The sequence below is a fragment of the Paracoccus versutus genome, assembly GCF_029909795.1.
Taxonomy (GTDB): Bacteria; Pseudomonadota; Alphaproteobacteria; order Rhodobacterales; family Rhodobacteraceae; genus Paracoccus; species Paracoccus versutus.
Map to the genome: position 1 here is coordinate 640950 of NZ_CP038196.1, position 18234 is coordinate 659183.

Sequence of the window (18234 nt, forward strand, 5' to 3'; positions counted from 1 at the left end):
CGCAGCGATCCATGCCAGCGTAGGGCTTTCCCCGCGGGACCGCAGCAACCGGCGGCCGGCGGTCGCAAGCTGGCTCTGGCGGGCTTCCTGCCGCAGCTTTGTCCTGGCCCTTCCCCATGGCCAGAGCCGTATTTCAGGAAAGGTGGATCGCCGGCGGGCCCCCGCCTCTCGCTCGGCGAATAGCGCATTTCTCCGGCCGGTGCTGGACAGGCGCGCGTGGGTCACGCCCGCGATGAAGCTTTGTCCGGTGCCCGGCTTGCGGAGGCAGGCGGGTGCCATTAGCTAGACCCATCATGCCCCATGCCCCAGGAGGATCCGCCCGGTGGAGGCCCTTATCGAACAGTATCTGGGCAATCCGCTGATATTGGCCGTGCTGCTGTTTCTTGCGAATTTCGTCATGGAGGAAGGGGCGATCGTCGCCGGTGCGGCGCTGGCTGCCGCCGGAGAGATCGGCACCACGCTGGCTCTGGTGGCGCTGGTGACAGGGAATATCGTCAGCGACTGGGCGCTTTACGGGATCGGCGCGCTGGCCGGAAGCAGCCCGCTTGTCCGCCGCTGGATCGACGGGAAGATGCTGGAGCGGGGGCGGCACCTGCTGGATCGCGGGGTCTGGCCGGCGGCGCTGCTGGCGCGGCTGCTGCCGCCGATCTTCATGGCCAGCGGCTTCCTGCGGGTGGATTTTCGCCGGTTCGCCATCGTGAACGGCGTGGTTGCGGCGGTCTACACGGTGGCGCTGTTCTTCGGGGCGTTCGGTCTCAACCTCGTCCTGTTCGACCTGCTGGGCAACTGGGCCTGGCTGGTCGTGGCGGCGCTGGTCATCGCCGCGGTCTGGCTGAGCCATCGGTTCACGGTCTATTATTTCGCCTCGAGCAAGGACGAGGGGGACGGCTCGGGCGGCTGAGGCGGCGCCTCTTCGTCGCCGATCACGCAATCCAGCGCCGCGCGCAGCAGCTCGGGATGGGTCCAGGGCAGGAAATGGTCGGCCTCTTCGACCAGGATCACCCGCGGGCCGGGGCTCTCGGGCAGATGCGCTTGCAGGAAGGGCACGTTCTCCGGCGGCACCAGGGTATCGGCCAGACCCTGAACGATGGTGACGGGCGCGGTGATGCGCCCCAGATCGGCGGCCAGATCCTGAAGTCCCGGCTGCAGGTTCATAAGCTCCGCATTGGCATTGGCCAGCTCGGCGGGCAAAAGCCGGGCGAAGAAATCCAGCGCGGCCAGCTGCTGCAGCGGGTGGGTTTCCTCCAGCTGCGGATCGGCGGCGGCACCGATCAACAAGACGCCCGCCACCCGGTAGGGATAATCGGCGGCAAGCCGCAAGGCGACCGGACCGCCGTAGGAATAGCCGACAAGAACCGCAGGCCGCGTGCCGGCGGTCAGCAGCGGGGCTACGGCGGCGGCCTGACCGGCCAGCGCGGTCTCGGGTTCTTCGCCGCTCGCGCCGAAACCGGGGCGGTCCACGGCCATGTGATACTGCCCGGCGGGGACATCCAGCAGGAACCTGTCCCATTCCTCGGCGGTGCCGGGACTGCCATGCAGGAAGATCACCCGCCGCCCGCCGGGCTGGCCGGCCGCCAGATAGCCCAGGTATGCCTGCCCGTCCTTGCGCGCCAGCCGCATTTGCCGGACCGTGCGGCCTTGTTCCTCGGGCCATGCCTCGTCCGGCTCCAGCCCGAGGCCGGTGATGGCCGAGAACTGTTCGCGCAGCGGCTGGAACGGCTCAAGCACGAAGCCAAGCGCCTCTTCGGCCAGCGACTGTTCCGGCGCGGGAACCACGATGGTTTCGCCGGGGGGCTGGCAGAGGGGCAGGTCGGGGATCATGCAGGGCTCCTTTGCGCCGGGCCGGATTGGCCGCGCCGATCAATGGCACTGTCCCGCCCGGCGCGAAGCTGCGCAAGGGGCGTTCACGAGCTTGGGGGATAGATCCGCCGCAGCGCCTCCTGCTGGCGCTGCAGCCGGATCATGCCGCGCAGGCCCACCACCCGCGCCCCGCGCCGCCGCATGGCATCGCCGATGGCGAAAAGCCAGCGATACTGCTGCCATAACGCGCGGTATGCCTGTCGCAGCGTGCGGCCGCCGGACCAGATGTGCAGCATCTCGGCCCCGGCGCCGTTCAGCTCCAATATCCTGAAACTGCGGGCCGCGGCCAGTTCCTCGGCGCTGCGAAAGCGGACGTCGAAGCGGCCGAAATGGAAATCCGGGATCTCGCGCGAGATCTCGTCGATCACCGCTTCCAGCTCTGGCGTGACGAAGGATTGCGCGTCGCGATAGACCGCGCCAAGCCGGGCGCTGCGCGCATTGGTCAGGATATGGGCGGCACCCGGCATGGGCACCGTCTCCCAGCTTTCGGGATGCCGGTCGCGATAGATGGCGCTGTTCGGGCGCAGGATCTTGTCGGCCTGGACCAGCCGGGCCACGCTGCTGCGTCCGTCGCCGACCACATGCGGCGGATAGACGAAGGCCATCGAGACGATGCGGCCCCGCGCCTGGCCGGGGTGGCGCAGGTAGAAGATCCCCGCCTCGCCGGGCAGATCGACCAGTTCCTGCAGCAGGATGGTGGTGCCCGGAGGATGCACCGCCAGGTAATCCGCCAGATCCTCGGCCTGCCGGATCAGCCTGACGCCCCAGCCCTGATAGCCGCGGTCGGGCTTTGCGACGACCGGAAAGTCCAGCCCCGCCCCGGCCATGGCGGTCAGCGCGCGGTCGAGGGGGGCGATGTCCGCCGCCTCACGACGAAGGCGGACGAAACCCGCCAGCCGGGTCCGCCCCTGCGGCCCGAACAGGTCCAGCCCCTGCGACTTGCTTTCCCCCCACAGCCCGCCCGCCTCCATCGCCGGGTTGGCGGCGCTGGGAAGCGTCAGGCTGCGATATCGGATCGCCAGCGCCAGCCACATCAGCGCGGGCAGCACATAGAACAGCCGCTCGGGGATGTGGCGCTTGAAGGCGGGATAACGCTCTCCCTCCGTCGGACGGAACTGGAGAGAGGCGGCTTGAGGCGTGCAGGTCAATGGTCCGGGTCGTCCTTTGCTGGGTCGCGTGTCGCGCTGCGGGCATGACCGAGCCACCTTGTGCCGGCGATGCGTCCCGGCTTCCGACGCAGCGCCCGGAAGAAGGCGACCATGGCGCAATTCTGCCAAAAGGTCCAGATTTGCGGGCCGCCCGCCGATCTTCCCCATCGTTTCGCGCCAGAGACCATGTCGTCCCGTCCGCCGCTGCCCGAAAGCAAGCGTTCGACCCGGCTATGCGGGCTCTGCCGGCAGGCGCGGCCACTGTCCTATTCGCGCGCTGGTCCAACGACCAGCACATCGCAACCCGCCTCCGAAAGCAGCCGCCTGGCGACGCTTCCCAACAAGACCTCCGCGGTCGCGCTTCGCCCTTGCGTTCCCATGGCGACAAGGTCCACGCGCCCGCCTTGGGACAATTCCACAAGTGCGGCACCGGGAGCCCCCTGTAGAATCAGGACGTTCTCTTCGCGGCCATGGGATCGCGCCAGGTCCAGCAGTTGCCGGCGACAATCGTTCATCCTGGACCGCCGAAAATGTTCGGCATCGTCTGGCAGGGTGCCGGCCTGCAGCATCGCCTGCTCGAAGGGAAGAGGCGCTTCATAGGCGTGAACAAGGGTGATCCGTGCATCCGGCGCCAGCCCCCGGACCGCTTCCAGAGCTGCCTCCGACAAGGGCGAGAAATCCATGGCGGCGGCCACGGTGCCATATCGCCGCGCATGCTCGCCGCGGACAACAAGCACCGGAACTGATGCCATACGCACAATGCGATCCGCGGTCGAGCCGAACACGCGCTGGAGCAGGGTCGAGGGCTGCCCTGGTCCGATCACGACGATGTCGGCCGACAGCTCATGCGCTGCCTTTGTCACGCAGCGATGCGGTATTCCGAACTCGACCCTCAGGGTCGGCGCCCTCGCAAAGCGCGGGGCGTCGATGAGCGTCTCGAGCGTCGCACGGGCATGCCGCCCTGCCGCGGCACGCATTTCGGGTTCCATGACGCCCATATCGTCGAGCACGTGCATGACGACCACGGCTGCCTTGTGCTGTTCGGACAGCTGGGCGGCGCGGGCAAGCACCCGGTCGGCATCGTGCTGAGGATCAACCGCAACAAGGATCGTCTTCATGGCCTGTCCCTTCGTTCATTGCGAGCTTCGGTTGCCGTCAGCCGCCCAAGCCTGCCTGTCTTTGTCTGTGCGCAAACGATTTTAGGTGCTACCGGCGGCAGGCCGGTGCATTCGCAAAGGTGGGGAAATCAGCCATTGCGCTACCTTGCGATCTCGAAGGGCGAGGTCGGGATCGGCAGGCAGACCCTATCGACCGTTCGGCCGACACGAGGATGGACCAGGGGCCGGCCCGAAGGCAGGGGGCTTCGCGCCGCTAGCTTCCGCGGGACATGTGCAGCACGCCCACGGCCAGGGTGGCAAGCGTCAGAGAAACCGGCGCGAGGAACGCGACGCCGGCCAGATCGAGGACAATGCCGCCAAGGATGCCGCCGAGAAGCCACGCCGAGATAGGTGAAGCTGGTGTTCAGCGCCATCGCCTGCTGCGCGGCCCCACCGGCAAGGCCCATGATCCTTGCCGCGATGGCCGGCGCGTTCCAGAACGCCGATCCCGCCCACAGGGCGACTACCATAAGCAGGCCGGGCAGCGGGACGGGCCGCAAGGCCCAGAAGATCGTCAGCCCGATCATGGCGATGGCAAAGGCCGTCATCCCTATGATCAGGGCGCGAAACGCGCTCCGGCGATCAATCGCGCGCCCGCCGAGCCAGACCCCCGCCATCCCGGCAAAGCCGGACAGGCCGAAGACCAGCCCCCTTTGCTGCGGGCCGATATCGCCCAGTGCCAGCAGAACCGGTGCGAGATAGGTCAGAAGCATCATGCTTGCCGCCATGTTCAGGAAATTCGCCAGAAAGCCGAGCAGCAAAGGCCGCGACATCAGCGGAACCAGCAGCGCCTTCAGGTCCGAAGCCGGCTGACGCTCCGACCTCGGCAGCAGTCGCCCTATCGCGATGGCGGCCAGCAGGCCGCCCATCGCCATGCAACCGAAGGTCCATCGCCAGCCGAAGGCGGCCCCGATCCACGTTCCCAAAGGCACACCGAAGGCGATCGAGCCGGTGACGCCAAGGCTGATCACGGCGATGTAGCGCCCGGCCTTTTCCTCTGGCGCCATCGAGGCTGCGACGGCGAACAGCGATGGCGTGGTTGCCGCCGCGCAAAGCGCCGCGGCGACCCGCATTGCCATCAACAGGGCGAAGGACGAAGCGAATGCTGCCAGCAGATTGGCGCAGGCGAATAGCAGCAGGGCCGCCAGGATCAGGGGCTTGCGCCCGAGCCCTGCAAGAAGGATGGCGCATAGGGGCGCCGCGATTGCGACCGTCACCGAAAAGACGGTGATCAACTGGCCCGCCAGGCCCTCGCTGACGGCCAGGTCTCGGGCCAGTTCGGGCAGGATGCCGGCGATGACATAGTCGTCGGTGAACAGCACCAGCGAGGCCAGAAACAGGGATGAAAGCCCGATGGCCGCATGGCCACTCCGGTTTGCAAGTATAACAAAACTCCGCGTTGATTGAAGGTCAAGCGGCGTCCTGCCAGCAGAGGAGAATCATGCCTGACGGCACGCCGCGACAGTTTTCCAGGCTGTCGCGGCTTACCTGTCTGCGTCGTTCGAAATTCCCATCGTCAACTCCCTTGCCTGCGGCCGAAACTATCACGCGAAGGCTGCCGGCCCTCAGCCCGGCCGCATCGGCAACGACCGCGACGGGGCCGGGACCAGGTTGGTCCCGCGGAGGCCCCGGAAGGATACCGGGAACGATCAGCAGGAACGGTATGGCCCAAGCCTGCGGGGCTTCCGACCGTCCAGCATGATCCAGCGCATTCTTCGCGCCCGCAGCCACCGTGTAATCGCATTCGGCGGGGCGATGGCGTCCGGGGGCACCTGTGTTCTTCGGCCCTGACCGGCCTGCACCGGGGGCGCCCTGAACGGCTCAAGCCTGTCGAAGCTATTGCATTGCCGCATAGGCGGCGAGGTTTTCGACCAGGTGGTCGAACAGCAGTCGCATCCGGCGCGTGTCGCGCAGGTCTTCGTGCATGGCGACCCACATCTCATAGCCGAACTCCACCACGTCCGGCAGCACGCGCACCAGGTCCGGCTCATCGGCCGCAAGCCCAAGGTGGCAGGCGCCGATGCCGAAGCCGGCCTTCACGGCCATCAGCTGGGCCACGGCGCTGTCGCAGCGAAAGGCGAAGCTCTCGCGCGTGAGCGGGTGGCCGCCGAAGGATATGCCGGCGACAAGGCCCTCTTCCTGGTCGATGCCGATCAGCGGGTGAGAGAACAGCGCCTCGACCGTCTCGGGCAGGCCGTGGGCGACGACATAGCGGCGATGGGCGAACAGGCCGACCCGGATGAGCCCCACATGGCGCGCGACGATGGCCTGCTGTTCGGGGCGCACCATGCGCACCGCGATGTCGGCCTCGCGGCGCAGAAGGTTCTCGTTGCGGGTCGACAGCGCCAATTCGATGTCGATCCCCGGATGGCGATCGCGGAAGTCGGCCAGCATCGGCGGCAGCACGAAGGTTCCGACGATATCGATCGCCGCCAGCCGGACGGTGCCGCGCGCCTCGTCCCGCTCGCCCGAGGCGGTGCGGACCAGGTCATCCGCGATCACGGCCATGTCCCTTGCCTGCGGCACCAGCGACAGCGCCAGTTGGGTTGGATCGAGGCCGCCGCGCGACCGGGTAAAGAGCCTTGCCCCGATCCCATCCTCGAGCGCGTCGATGTGACGGCCTACCGTCGGCTGGGTCAGCCGCAGGGCCCTGGCCGCCCCCGACAGGCTGCCTTCCTCGACCACGGCAAGAAAGCTGCGCCAATGATCCCAGCTATCGACACGACCAGACATACGATTTTGTATATCTTCCCTACGTCATTCGTCAATTTTCGTTCTGCCCTGCGCGGCCTATGTCTTGTCCACGGACAGCGCCAATGCGGAGGAACGCCATGACCATCCTGCTTGCCGTCGCCTTGGTGGCCGCCCTGCTGGCGGCGGCGTTCCTGTTCGCGCCGCGGCAGGAGGTGATCACGGAGGTCGAGATCGACGCCACGCCCGCGCAGGTCTGGGCGCTGCTGGGCGATCCGGGCAGCCATCGCGACTGGAATCCCTTCATCCTGTCGATGGAAGGCGAGCTGGCCGAGGGCGCAACGCTCGTCAACAGGATGCGCCCGGAAACCGGCAGCGAGATGACCTTCAGGCCGGTCGTGCTGAAGGTCGCGCCGGCAAGGGAGCTGCGCTGGCTTGGCCGCCTGTTCCTGCCGCGCGTCTTCGACGGCGAGCATTACTTCATCCTCGACGGGCGCCGGGGCGGCACCCGGCTGGTCCATGGCGAGAGCTTTCACGGCGTGTTGCTGTGGTTCATCGACGTGAAGCGGTTTGCCGGCGATTTCGACAGGATGAACGCGGCACTGAAAGCCAGGGTGGAGGCCGGACCCATCGGCCTGGGAAAGGGGCGGTGATGCGCAACAGGAAAATCGCTATCGGGATCGCGCTGGGCCTGGGGATTGGCGCCGGTGTGGGCAGCGCGATGGACAATATCGGGATTGGCGTCGGCATAGGGCTGGCGCTGGGCCTCGCCATCGGCTCGGCCTGGAAGGCCTGGGCCGGGAAATCCGGCGGAAAATAGGTATCGGGTCCGGGCATTCCGCCCGTTCCCCATGAAGGCGGCGCAGACGACCGCCATCGTCCCGCCGGCGACGGGCCCGATCATGTCGAGCGGTCGTTGGACCGTTCATCGGCCGGGCGGCGGTTGCCGGCTTTCCAGCCGGGCCGGGGTTTGGTGCGCCACGCCATCGGCCGGCACTCAACCAATCACATCGGAGAAGGAGATCTACTCATGACCAGCTACGCCGTTGCCCGTCTGCATCAGGTCGAGATGGGCCCCGATATCGTTGCCTATCTCGAAGCCATCGACGCCACGCTCGCGCCGTTCGGAGGCAGGTTCCTGATCCATGGCGGCGACAAGGAACAACTGGAGGGCGCCTGGCCGGGGGATCTGATCGTCATCGGCTTTCCCGACCGCGTGGCTGCCCGCGCCTGGTATGCCTCGCCGGCCTATCAGGCGATCCTGCCGCTGCGCACCCGCAATTCCCAAGGGGATGTGATCCTGATCGACGGGGTCGGGGACGATCATCGTGCCACGGACATCCTCTCGCAGCCGGGCGGGGCGGGGGCGCACCCCGTCGCCGGGGGGTAGCCGTGCCGGGACCGTCGGCGCCCGGTCGCGGATTTGAAAGCAAGGGGCGGGAAGCGACGCGATGCTGGCGGCGCCTATCATCGCGACATATGTGATGGAAGGAGCCGAGCGATGGAACTGGCGATGACGACTGAAACCGAAACCGAACGCGATCCGCGCTGGCAAGGCGTTCTTGCCCGCGATCCGGCCTGCGACGGCGCCTTCGTCTATGCGGTGCGGACCTCGGGCGTCTATTGCCGCCCCTCTTGCCCCTCGCGCAAGGCGAAGCCGCAGAACGTGTCCTTCTTCGACACGCCCGACCAGGCCGAGGCCGCGGGCTTCCGCGCCTGCCTGCGCTGCAATCCCCGCGGCCCGTCGTCGGCGCAGGCGAATGCCGCCATCGTCGCCGAGGCCTGCCGGATCATCGAACGGGCGGACGAGGTGCCGCGGCTGGACGATCTGGCCAAGAAGGTCGGGATGAGCCCGCATCATTTCCACCGCCAGTTCAAGGCGATCACCGGGCTGACGCCGCGGGCCTATGCGGCGGCGCATCGGGCGGGGCGCGTGCGCGCGGAACTGCCCGAGGCCGCCAGCGTCACCGATGCGATCTATGCCGCCGGGTTCAACGCCAGCAGCCGCTTTTACGAACAGTCGCCGCGGATGCTCGGCATGGCCCCCTCGGCCTACCGGCAGGGCGGCCGGGATGCCGATATCCGTTTCGCGGTGGGGCAATGCTCGCTTGGCGCGATCCTGGTGGCGCAAAGCGGCCGGGGCATCTGCGCGATCAGCTTGGGCGACGATCCCGATGCGCTGGTGCGCGAATTGCAGGACCGCTTTCCGCAGGCCCGGCTGACGGGTGACGACGCGGATTTCGCGGCGCTGGTCGCGAAGGTGGTCGGCTTCGTCGAGGCGCCGGGGATCGGGCTGGACCTGCCGCTGGACATTCGCGGGACGGCTTTCCAGACCCGCGTCTGGCAAGCGTCGCGCGATATACCGGCGGGCCGGACCGCCAGCTATGCCGAGATCGCCCGTCGCATCGGCGCGCCGCGGGCGGTGCGCGCGGTGGCCGGGGCCTGCGCCGCGAACCACATCGCCGTCGCCATCCCCTGCCACCGCGTGGTGCGGACCGACGGCGGCCTCTCGGGCTATCGCTGGGGCGTCCCGCGCAAGCGTGCGCTGCTGGAGAAAGAGGCGCAGGCATGAGCGCCCTGGCGACCTTGCAGGACCGGCTGGCCGCACGGGATTGGGCGAGTTTCGGGGCAGAGCTGGATCGGCATGGCAGCGCGGTCCTGCCCGGTCTGCTGATCGCGGCCGAATGCCGCGCGCTGGCGGCGCTCTATCCGCAGGAGGGCCATTTCCGCAGCCATATCCACATGGCCCGGCACGGTTTCGGCCAGGGCGAATACCGCTATTTCGGCTATCCGCTGCCGGATCTGGTGGCGGAGTTGCGCGCGGGGCTTTATCCGCATCTGGCGACGGTGGCGAATGGCTGGAACGCGCGCATGGAGATCGGCACCCGCTATCCCGGTACGCTGGACGCGTTCCTGCAGCAGTGCCATGCGGCCGGCCAGGCCCGTCCGACGCCGCTCTTGCTGCAATACGGGCCGGGCGATTTCAATTGCCTGCACCAGGATCTTTACGGCGAGCTGGCCTTTCCCCTGCAGGTGGCCTTCCTGTTGTCCGAGCCTGGGCGCGATTTCACCGGCGGCGAGTTCGTGCTGACCGAACAGCGCCCCCGGATGCAGAGCCGGGCCGAGGTTGTGCCGCTGCGCCAGGGCGACGCCGTCGCCTTCGCGGTGCATCACCGCCCGGTGCGCGGCAACCGGGGCGATTACCGCGTGAACATGCGCCACGGCGTCAGCACCGTCCGAGGCGGCCGGCGCCACACGCTGGGGATCATCTTCCACGACGCGACATGATCGGGTAAAAGCGCGGGCTTTGGGAAGGGGTGAACGCGATGTCCTGCCTGCTCTGCCGGGTCGCCCGCAACCGGGGGCTGGCGCATGAGGTCTTCCGCGACGAACGGCTGGGCGCCTCGTGGATATCGGGCCGACCCGGCCGGGACATCTGCAGATCATCCCCATTGAGCACTATGAAACCTTCGATGAGCTGCCGCCGGACATTGCCACCGACATCATGAGGCTGGCGCAGAGGCTTGCCAGGATCCTGAAGGCGCTGTTCGATGTCGAGCGGGTCGCTTTCGCCTTCACCGGCGGCGATGTCGTCCATGCCCATGCCCATGCCCATGCCCATCTGGTGCCGCTGGTCGAGAAGGACGACATCACCTCCAGGCGATACATCCCGGAGGAGAAAGTGACCTATCGCGAGCTTCCGCATCCGGGTGATGCCGCGCTTCAGCGGATCGCGGCGGACATCGCCCGCAGGCTATGAGCCGCCGCCTTTCGAGGGCAAGGAACGGGAAGCCGCCAGGGCGGCCCCGCGGCTGGACACCCATGGGCCACTATTCAGGAGAACGGATCATGGAACTGACGAGCAAGACGATCATCGTCACCGGCGCCAGCAGCGGGATCGGCGCAGCCGCAGCCACGCTGTTTGCCGCCGAGGGTGCCAACCTGGCGCTGGCCGCGCGCCGGGCGGCGGAACTGGAAACCCTTGCGGCCTCGATCAACCGGGACGGCGGCTGAGCCCGCGTTCTGGCCGGCGACGTCAGGGATGAAGGCTATGCCGATGTGCTGGCCGGCCTTGCGCTGCAGGAATTCGGTGCGCTGGACGGCGCCTTCAACAATGCGGGCATCGTCGGCCAGATGGGGCTGGTCCCCGAGATGGCACCCGAGAACTGGCGGGATGTCATCGCGGTCAACCTGACGGCGGCCTAATCCTTGACCTGCTTTCCAAACGTCGCGTTTGTGCACCGGCATAGCGCTGCAAAGGCATGGGTTTTCCCTGGCTTTGGCCATCACGGTTTCGGCGCTGTCCGCGGGCGTGCTGGCCTGGTTGTGCAACCGCCTCATCTTCGAGCGGCTGTTGCGGTTGGAGTCCGCGATCGCATTGACCGGGTCGCTCGCGTTGGCCATGTTCTGTCGGCGCAGCGCTTCGCGGTTCCCGTTGCGCCTGCCACCCGGATCCTGGGTGTGCGCGTGACCGAGATGCAGATGATCACCGGCGGCCTGGCGCTGGTCGTGCTGTTGAGCTTTGCATTGCTCTTGTTCCGCACGCCGCTCGGGCGAGAGATGCGCGCGGTTTCGACCAACCCCGTCCTCGCCGCCGCCGCCGGGGTGAACATCGGGCAGGTAACCGGCTTCGTCGTTTTCCTGTCTGGCGTTCTCGCCGTACTTGGCGGCGCGATGCTGGCGCTGAGGGGATCGGTCAGCATCGACATGGGGACCAACATGCTGCTGCCGGTCTTTGCGGCGGCAATCCTTGGCGGGTTGGGGAACGCCTTTGGTGCGGTGGTGGGAGCCGTCATTATCGCGGCGGCCGAAACGCTGATCACCAATCTCAATTATGGTCTGCTGATCGGGAGGGATTTCTTCTTCCTGCCGGCAAGCTATGCACCTGCGGCTTCCTTCGCGCTGCTGGTTGCCATCCTGCTGTTCCACCCCAAGGGCATTTTCGTCAGCGAGGCAAGCCGTGTCTGATTTCCTCATTCATGTCGTCTCGATCTCCTGCATCTACGGTATTCTCGCCCTCAGCCTGAATCTCTGGGCAGTATGGCCAACAATCGCGGTGACCGGCACTTCGCCCCAGGCCAGCGTCTGCGCCACCCGCGTGGGGCAGTTGGCATTCTTGCCGCGCGCCGAGGCATATTGCGGCGCGCCGCCGGCCGCCCGGCATCCCTTCCTGAGGAGCGCGGTGTCATCCACAATCAGCCACGCATCGTCCCCGCCGACTTGTCTGTTCGGCCTCGGCAGGCAGCGCCGCCTCCAACGGCGCGGCATCCCACAAGCCAGCGATGAAGTGGGTCATAGCTTGCGCCTGCGGCACGCGGCGCCATCGGTTGGATGCTCTTGCGATCCCCAGGACCAATCAGCCTGGCCATACAGGCCGGATAGATCCGCGCGCGTAAGGCCGTGATGAACGGCTCAAGCCACCGCTGCGGATCGACTTGCCAATCCATGTTCTTGGCCGGTGCCTGCAACAATCGACCCCATGAATCCCGCAAAACCGAACAGGGAGATCCTCAAAACGCTCGCAGGACTGCAATCTGCCAAAGTAGCTTAGGCCGACAGGCACATGCATTTGATCTCGAGGTAATCCTCTATCCCGTAATGGCTGCCCTCGCGGCCGAGGCCGGATTGCTTGACGCTGCCGAAGGGCGCCAGTTCGGTCGAGATCAGGCCGGTGTTCACCCCGACCATGCCGACCTCCAGTGCCTCGGCCACGCGCCAGACGCGAGACGGGTCGCGCGAGAAGAAATAGCCCGCCAGTCCGAATACGCTGGCATTGGCCAGCGCCACCGCCTCATCCTCGGTCTCGAAGCGCCAGATGGGGGCGACGGGGCCAAAGGTTTCCTCGCGGGCGATCTTCATTGAGGGCGTCATGCCTGACAGCACGGTCGGCTGGAAGAAGCGGCCGCCCAGCGCATGCCGTGTGCCGCCGGTGGCGATGGTCGCGCCATGGCTGCGGGCGTCGGCGATATGGTCCTCCACCTTGGCCAGCGCCACGTCGTTGATGAGCGGACCGATCGCGATGCCCTCGGCCCGACCGTCGCCGACCGCCAGGGCCGCGATCTTGGCAGCCAGCTTTTCGACGAAGGAGTCATGCACCCCGTCTGCACATAGATGCGGTTGGCGCAGACGCAGGTCTGGCCGGCATTGCGGAACTTGGCCGCCATGGCGCCCTCGACCGCCGCGTCCAGGTCAGCGTCATCGAAGACGATGAAGGGCGCGTTGCCCCGAGTTCCAGCGACAGCTCCTTGATCGTATCAGCGCCCTGCCGCATCAGGATCTTGCCCACGCGGGTCGAGTCGGTGAAGGTGATCTTCGCGACCTTGGGATTGGCGCAAAGCTCGGCCCCCATGCCGGCGGCATCAAGGCCGGGCACGATGTTCAGGACCCCGCCGGAATCCCCGCATGCTCGGCCAGAACGCCAAGCGCCAGGGCCGAAAGCGGCGTCAGTTCCGAGGGCCGGGCGACCATGGTGCAGCCTGTCGCCAAAGCCGGGGCGATCTTGCGCGCCAGCATGGCGTTGGGGAAATTCCAGGGCGTGATCGCGCCGACGACGCCCACCGGCTGCTTCAGCACGATGATGCGCTTGTCGGGCATATGGCCGGGAATGGTGTCGCCGTAGACGCGCTTGGCCTCTTCGGCGAACCATTCGACATAGGATGCGCCATAGGCGATCTCGCCCCGTGCCTCGGCCAGGGGCTTGCCCATCTCGGCGGTCAGGATGAGGGCGAGATCCTCCGGGTTGGCCATGATCAGGTCATGCCAGCGGCGCAGGATCGTCGCGCGGTCCTTGCCGGTGCGCGCGGCCCAGGGCTTTTGCGCGGCATGGGCGGCGTCGACGGCCTGGCGAAGCGCGGCAACGCCCAGATCGGCCACCTGTGCCAGTTCCGTGCCGGTTGCGGGATTCGTCACGGTGAACACCCGGTCGCCCGGCACATATGAGCCGTTGATGAGGGCGCTGCCGGTCAGCAGCGAGGGATCGTTCAGGTCAAGCATCGCGGTTTCCGCTGCGGGCGGGCGCGTGTTGCAAGCCGGCGGGTTGGAGGGAATTCCGATCTCGGGCGTCATTCTTTGCTGAAGGCATGGGCATCCTGCGGTTGCCAGCGCACATGCAGCTTGTCCCCACGCGAGACGCTGCCCATCATCGGATGGCCGAAGTTCAGCCGGATATAAAGCGGGTCGCCCCAGCCGGTGCGGGCGGTGACGGCGCTGTTGTTGCCCAGGAAAGTCACGTCCTCTACCGTGATGGGCAGCGAGGCGCCCGGCGGGCCCATCGTGTCAGACAGGTCGATCCGTTCGGGGCGCAGCATCAGTTCGGCCTTGCCGCCCCGCGCGCCCGCGCCGTGCATCGGCACATCGGCCAGCACCGTGCCATCGGTGAAACGCAGCGTGGCCCGGCCGTCCTTCACCTCGGCCAGCTCTCCGGCCAGGAAGGCGCTGTCGCCGATGAAATCGGCCACGAAATGCGTGGCGGGACTGGCATAAAGCTCGGGTCCGGTGCCGACCTGCTCGATCCTGCCGCGGTTGAAGACGGCGATCCGGTCGGACAGGCGCAGCGCCTCTTCCTGGTCGTGGGTGACGTAGAGGATGGTCACGCCGGTCTGCTGGTGGATGCGGCGGATCTCATACTGGATTTCCTCGCGCAGCTTCTTGTCCAGAGCGGACAAGGGCTCGTCCATCAACAGGACCGGCGGATCGTAGACCAGCGCACGGGCCAGGGCGACGCGCTGCTGCTGGCCGCCGGACATGTTGGCGGGCATCCGGTCCTCGAACCCGTCCAGGCGCACCAGCGACAGGGCGCGCTTCACCTTGGCGGCGATCTCGGCTTGCGGCGCGCGGCGCACGCGCAGGGGAAAGGCCACGTTCTCGCCCACCGAAAGATGCGGGAACAGCGTGTAGCGCTGGAACACCATGCCGATGTTGCGCGTGCGCGAGGGCGTTTGCAGGATGGTCTTGCCGCGCAGCCTGATGTCGCCCGCTGTCGGATCCTGGAAACCGGCCAGGATGTAAAGCGTCGTCGACTTGCCCGAGCCCGAGGGGCCGAGGAAGGTCATGAACTCGCCTTCGCCGATTTCCAGCTCGACATGGTCGGTGGCAACGACGTCTCCGAAGGTCTTGCGAATGCCGTTGATGTGCAGGTAGGGGCTGGTCATCGGGATTTGCCTTTGCGGATCAGGGCGGCCGCGATCATCAGGACCACGGTCAGAAGGACGAGGAGGGTCGAGGCGGCGGCGATCACCGGCGTCAGGTCCTGGCACAGCGTGGTCCAGACCTTGACCGGCAGGGTCGGCAGCTTGGGCGAGGCCATGAAGATCGCCAGCACCACCTCGTCCCAGGAGATCAGGAACGAGAAGATGGCGGCCGAGAACAGGCCGTGGCTGATGGCCGGCAGGGTGACGCGGAAGCGCGCCTCCCACGGGCTGGCGCCGCAGAGGATCGCGGCATCCTCGATGGAGGGGGCGAAGGTTTCCAGCGCGCCCGAGATGGTGATGATCGCGAAGGGCAGGGCGACGATCAGATGCGCGATGACAAAGCCCACCAGCGTGCCGTTCAGCCCCAGCCGTAGGAAGGCGGCGCAAAGCGCGCCGCGATGATGACCACCGGCAGCACCATCGGGGTCAGGAAGAAGCCGCGCAGCACCGCCCGCCCGCGGAACCGGCCGCGCACCAGCGCCAGCGAGGCCAGCAGGCCGATGGCGACGGACAGCACCATGACGATGGCGGCGATCTTGGCCGAGGTGAAGGCGGCCTGCAGCCAGCGCGGATCGGCGCGCGATCTCGTCGGCGCAGGCCAGGACGGCGGCGCGAGCTTCGGGCGAGCGGCGATGGACCGCGTTGAGCAATGCCAGCCGCCGGACCAGGTCGGGACGCTCGACCGCCAGGCCCGCCGAAACCAGCGCGCCCATGGAGTGGCCGGCCAGATTGACCGGACCCAGGTCCAGCGCCTCGACCAGTCGCGCCGCCCAGGCGACGAAATCGGGCAGGCGCGCAGCCGCCGGCAGCAGGGACGAAGCGCCGTGCCCCGGCATATGTCGACGGCAATGACATGGTGATGCGCCGACAAGGCGGCCATCTGCTGCTCCCAGGCCTCGGCCCGCATGCCGACGCCGTGGATCAGCAGCAGCGGATCGCCGCGCCCGGCCTCGATCAGCCGGACGGAGGCGCCGTCAGACAGCGGCAGGGTTCGAGACATCATGACCCAGATCCTTCAGGTCCTGATGGCGTCTCCGATACGGTGATGCGGGCGCCCGCCGACCGAGGCGCCGAGCGCGACGACGATCTCGTCGGCGGCTGGGGCATCCGGGATCGCGAACTGGATCGCCAGATAGTGCGAGCGGCGGCCCTCGTCGTTCTTGTCCATCAGCGGGATCATGATCGGGGCGTGCGCCGGGCCGCGGGTGTTGGTGAAGGCCAGGTAGGACTTCGCACCCACCGCGCTGCGGTATTGGTTGCCGAAGCGCAGGGTATGGATCAGCGCGCTGGCATGCTCGACCTCGCCATCGAGGCCGACCACCGCAGCCTTGCCCTAGGCTTCGACCTTGTCGCCGCCGCCGGCGGCCTCGATCACCATAGTGGTCAGCAATTCGCCCAGGATCGGGGCGACGGCGTGGATTTCCGGCTTGAGGTCGTCGACATAGCCGCGCCCCGCCCAGGGATTCTTCAGCACGGCGGCGGCAGTGATCAGCTTCAAAGGCTGCGGCGCGGTGCGGCCGCCTTCGCTCAGCGTGGTCTCGATATTCAGCAAGGTCTTGCGGATTTCCGCTATCATGGCAGTCCCCAGAGCAATTCGATGACCGGAAGGTGGTATACCAACATTCCATATGTCAATAAGACATTGTCTTGGCATTCCAGCCGCGTTAATCTGGCACCATGACAAACGAACAACATGCCAGCCTGCGCATCGAGCACGTTCCTCAGACGCTTCGCGAACTTGCGGTGGAGCGCTTGCGGGCCGCGATCATGTCGGGGCGCTTCCCTTCCGGTTACCGGCTCGTCGAACGGACGCTGGTCGATCAACTGGGTGTCTCGCGATCCGTCATCCGCGAGGCGATCCGCTATCTGGAGGCCGAGGGCTTGGTCGAGATCCAGCCCCGGCAAGGGCCGATCGTCGCTACCCTCGACTGGGACAAGACCCGGCAGATCTATGACATCCGTCTCCGGCTGGAGGCGGCGGCGGCGGCGGCTTGCGCCAGGCTTCTCGACACGTCCGCCCGTGCCGATCTGCAGGCCGCGCTTCAGCGCCTCAAGGAGGCCTTTCTATCCGACGATCCCCAGGTGCTCTACGATGCGACGACGCGGTTCTACGAGGTCATTTTCGTCACCGCCGGGCATCACATCGCCTGGGAGATCGTCCAGCGCCTCAATGGGCGCATTTCGCGGCTTCGGGCGCTGACGCTGGCCTCGACCGACCGGCATGTATCGGGCCAGGCCCGGATGCAGCGCATTGCCGAGGCCATTTTCGCGCAAGACCCGGACCGGGCAGGCGAAGCCGTGCGCGAGCACCTGACCGAAACCGCGGAAATCGCAAGCAAGCTGCTGCATGCGGCGAACGAGGATGACCAGAGGATGGGGCAATGAGCGCCTATCGGATCGCCCATGTGACCGTTCTCGATCCCGAGGCCTATGCCGGATACCAGGCGCTGGCGCCCGCGGCTTTCGCGAAGTTCGGCGCCGAGTTTCTGGTCCGGGGTGGGGCAGCCGAGACCCTGGAAGGCCCGGCTCTCCAGCGCCATGTGGTGATCCGGTTTCCCGACTTGGCCCGCGCCCGCGCCTGCTTTCATTCCCCGGAATTACGGGAAGCCCGTGCTCGCCGGGACGGCGCATGCGAGGCGCATGTCGTGGTCGTGGAAGGCGTTTCGGAACCGTCGTCCTGATGCAGGTCGGCTAGGAGGCCGGCGAATGATCAAGCGAGAAGGGATATCGCGATGGCCGAAGACCAGGAATTGTTCGACAAGGGCCTGCCGATCCGGCGCGAGGTGCTCGGCGCGGACTATGTCGATGGCTCGATGCAGCGGGCGGACGACTTCATGATGTCGTTCCAGCGGGCGACCACGGCTTGGGCCTGGGGCTGGGCTTGGGGCGATCCAACCCTGGACCGCAAGACGCGCAGCCTGCTGAACCTTGCCATGCTGACCGCGCTTGGCCGCACCCCCGAGATCAAGCTGCATGTGCGGGGGGCGCTGAACAACGGCGTCACCGTGGACGAGATCCGCGCTACGTTGCTGCACGCCACGGCTTATTGCGGTATCCCGGCAGGCCTTGACGCTTTCAAGGCCGCGCATGAGATCCTGGTGGCCGAAGGAGCCGTCCCCAAACCGAATGAGGACAAATAGGGTGAAGTGCCACTTTATCATGTCGGCGATTTGGGCGGGCGGATGCCTG

At 67.1% G+C, this 18234-nt stretch carries 17 protein-coding genes and 6 pseudogenes; 12 read left to right on the forward strand and 11 right to left on the reverse strand.

The window, feature by feature from the left end; all coding sequences use genetic code 11:
- Positions 1–322 precede the first annotated feature (322 nt).
- Positions 323–901 (forward strand): DedA family protein, encoded by a 579-nt coding sequence (locus E3U25_RS03130; RefSeq protein ID WP_036752694.1) that lies wholly within the window; start codon positions 323–325, stop codon positions 899–901.
- Here E3U25_RS03130 and E3U25_RS03135 read toward each other — a convergent pair.
- The 5 genes from E3U25_RS03135 to E3U25_RS03155 all read right to left on the reverse strand — a co-directional run bounded on the left by E3U25_RS03135 (position 856) and on the right by E3U25_RS03155 (position 6898).
- Complete coding sequence (locus E3U25_RS03135) at positions 856–1821, reverse strand: alpha/beta fold hydrolase (RefSeq protein WP_116221230.1); 966 nt, start codon at positions 1819–1821, stop codon at positions 856–858. The two genes, E3U25_RS03130 and E3U25_RS03135, sit on opposite strands and share 46 nt — an antisense overlap.
- Positions 1822–1904: 83 nt before the next feature.
- Complete coding sequence (locus E3U25_RS03140; protein WP_116221229.1) at positions 1905–3008, reverse strand: ATP-grasp domain-containing protein; 1104 nt, start codon at positions 3006–3008, stop codon at positions 1905–1907.
- Positions 3009–3274: 266 nt separating this feature from the next.
- Entirely contained in the window at positions 3275–4126 is an 852-nt protein-coding gene (locus E3U25_RS03145; protein ID WP_116221228.1) for a universal stress protein, read from the reverse strand.
- Between the two features lie 140 nt (positions 4127–4266).
- Positions 4267–5487, reverse strand: coding sequence for an MFS transporter (locus E3U25_RS03150; RefSeq protein ID WP_166435419.1), 1221 nt, complete (start codon positions 5485–5487; stop codon positions 4267–4269).
- A 514-nt stretch (positions 5488–6001) separates the two neighbouring features.
- Positions 6002–6898: a LysR family transcriptional regulator gene (locus E3U25_RS03155; RefSeq protein WP_116221226.1), complete on the reverse strand. Its 897-nt coding sequence runs from the start codon at positions 6896–6898 to the stop codon at positions 6002–6004.
- A 98-nt stretch (positions 6899–6996) separates the two neighbouring features.
- Here E3U25_RS03155 and E3U25_RS03160 point away from each other — a divergent pair, with 98 nt between their 5' ends.
- The 8 genes and pseudogenes from E3U25_RS03160 to E3U25_RS03195 all read left to right on the forward strand — a co-directional run bounded on the left by E3U25_RS03160 (position 6997) and on the right by E3U25_RS03195 (position 11824).
- Complete coding sequence (locus E3U25_RS03160; RefSeq protein ID WP_116221225.1) at positions 6997–7509, forward strand: SRPBCC domain-containing protein; 513 nt, start codon at positions 6997–6999, stop codon at positions 7507–7509.
- Positions 7509–7676: a glycine zipper domain-containing protein gene (locus tag E3U25_RS03165; protein WP_166435418.1), complete on the forward strand. Its 168-nt coding sequence runs from the start codon at positions 7509–7511 to the stop codon at positions 7674–7676. Before E3U25_RS03160 ends, E3U25_RS03165 begins: the two co-directional genes overlap by 1 nt.
- 210 nt (positions 7677–7886) lie before the next feature.
- Positions 7887–8246: a DUF1330 domain-containing protein gene (locus E3U25_RS03170; protein WP_116221224.1), complete on the forward strand. Its 360-nt coding sequence runs from the start codon at positions 7887–7889 to the stop codon at positions 8244–8246.
- 123 nt (positions 8247–8369) lie between these two features.
- On the forward strand, positions 8370–9428 hold the full coding sequence (gene ada / locus E3U25_RS03175; protein WP_208861528.1) for a bifunctional DNA-binding transcriptional regulator/O6-methylguanine-DNA methyltransferase Ada: 1059 nt from the start codon (positions 8370–8372) through the stop codon (positions 9426–9428).
- Entirely contained in the window at positions 9425–10144 is a 720-nt protein-coding gene (locus tag E3U25_RS03180) for a 2OG-Fe(II) oxygenase (RefSeq protein ID WP_116221222.1), read from the forward strand. The genes ada and E3U25_RS03180 overlap by 4 nt, the downstream gene beginning before the upstream one ends.
- A gap of 118 nt (positions 10145–10262) precedes the next feature.
- Positions 10263–10616 (forward strand): HIT family protein, encoded by a 354-nt coding sequence (locus E3U25_RS03185; RefSeq protein ID WP_116221221.1) that lies wholly within the window; start codon positions 10263–10265, stop codon positions 10614–10616.
- An 89-nt stretch (positions 10617–10705) separates the two neighbouring features.
- Positions 10706–11059 (forward strand): annotated as a pseudogene (locus tag E3U25_RS03190) (SDR family NAD(P)-dependent oxidoreductase); the annotation flags it as partial.
- Between the two features lie 273 nt (positions 11060–11332).
- A complete protein-coding gene (locus E3U25_RS03195) occupies positions 11333–11824 on the forward strand; it encodes a branched-chain amino acid ABC transporter permease (RefSeq protein WP_244295122.1) in 492 nt (163 codons plus the stop codon).
- Between the two features lie 90 nt (positions 11825–11914).
- Here the strand turns inward: E3U25_RS03195 and E3U25_RS03200 are convergent.
- The 6 genes and pseudogenes from E3U25_RS03200 to E3U25_RS03220 all read right to left on the reverse strand — a co-directional run.
- Positions 11915–12303, reverse strand: a pseudogene (locus E3U25_RS03200) (transposase); the annotation flags it as partial.
- Positions 12304–12403: 100 nt separating this feature from the next.
- Positions 12404–13849, reverse strand: a pseudogene (locus tag E3U25_RS03205) (NAD-dependent succinate-semialdehyde dehydrogenase).
- 68 nt (positions 13850–13917) lie between these two features.
- The gene (locus E3U25_RS03210) at positions 13918–15006 is read right to left on the reverse strand and encodes an ABC transporter ATP-binding protein (RefSeq protein WP_116221714.1); all 1089 of its coding nucleotides are present in this window, start codon (positions 15004–15006) and stop codon (positions 13918–13920) included.
- Positions 15003–15655 (reverse strand): annotated as a pseudogene (locus E3U25_RS03215) (ABC transporter permease); the annotation flags it as partial. The pseudogene E3U25_RS03215 and the gene E3U25_RS03210, both read right to left, overlap by 4 nt.
- Positions 15656–15734: 79 nt before the next feature.
- Positions 15735–15881: pseudogene (locus tag E3U25_RS25005) on the reverse strand (alpha/beta fold hydrolase); the annotation flags it as partial.
- A gap of 138 nt (positions 15882–16019) precedes the next feature.
- Positions 16020–16621 (reverse strand): annotated as a pseudogene (locus tag E3U25_RS03220) (amino acid synthesis family protein).
- A gap of 101 nt (positions 16622–16722) precedes the next feature.
- On the opposite strand from E3U25_RS03220, the gene E3U25_RS03225 reads away from it, so the two are divergent.
- The 3 genes from E3U25_RS03225 to E3U25_RS03235 are packed head-to-tail and all read left to right on the forward strand — an operon-like array spanning position 16723 to position 18185.
- Positions 16723–17430, forward strand: a complete 708-nt coding sequence (locus E3U25_RS03225; protein WP_116221219.1) for a GntR family transcriptional regulator — start codon at positions 16723–16725, stop codon at positions 17428–17430.
- A complete protein-coding gene (locus tag E3U25_RS03230) occupies positions 17427–17726 on the forward strand; it encodes a DUF1330 domain-containing protein (protein ID WP_116221218.1) in 300 nt (99 codons plus the stop codon). The genes E3U25_RS03225 and E3U25_RS03230 overlap by 4 nt, the downstream gene beginning before the upstream one ends.
- A gap of 51 nt (positions 17727–17777) precedes the next feature.
- The gene (locus tag E3U25_RS03235) at positions 17778–18185 is read left to right on the forward strand and encodes a carboxymuconolactone decarboxylase family protein (RefSeq protein ID WP_036752673.1); all 408 of its coding nucleotides are present in this window, start codon (positions 17778–17780) and stop codon (positions 18183–18185) included.
- Positions 18186–18234: the final 49 nt, after the last annotated feature.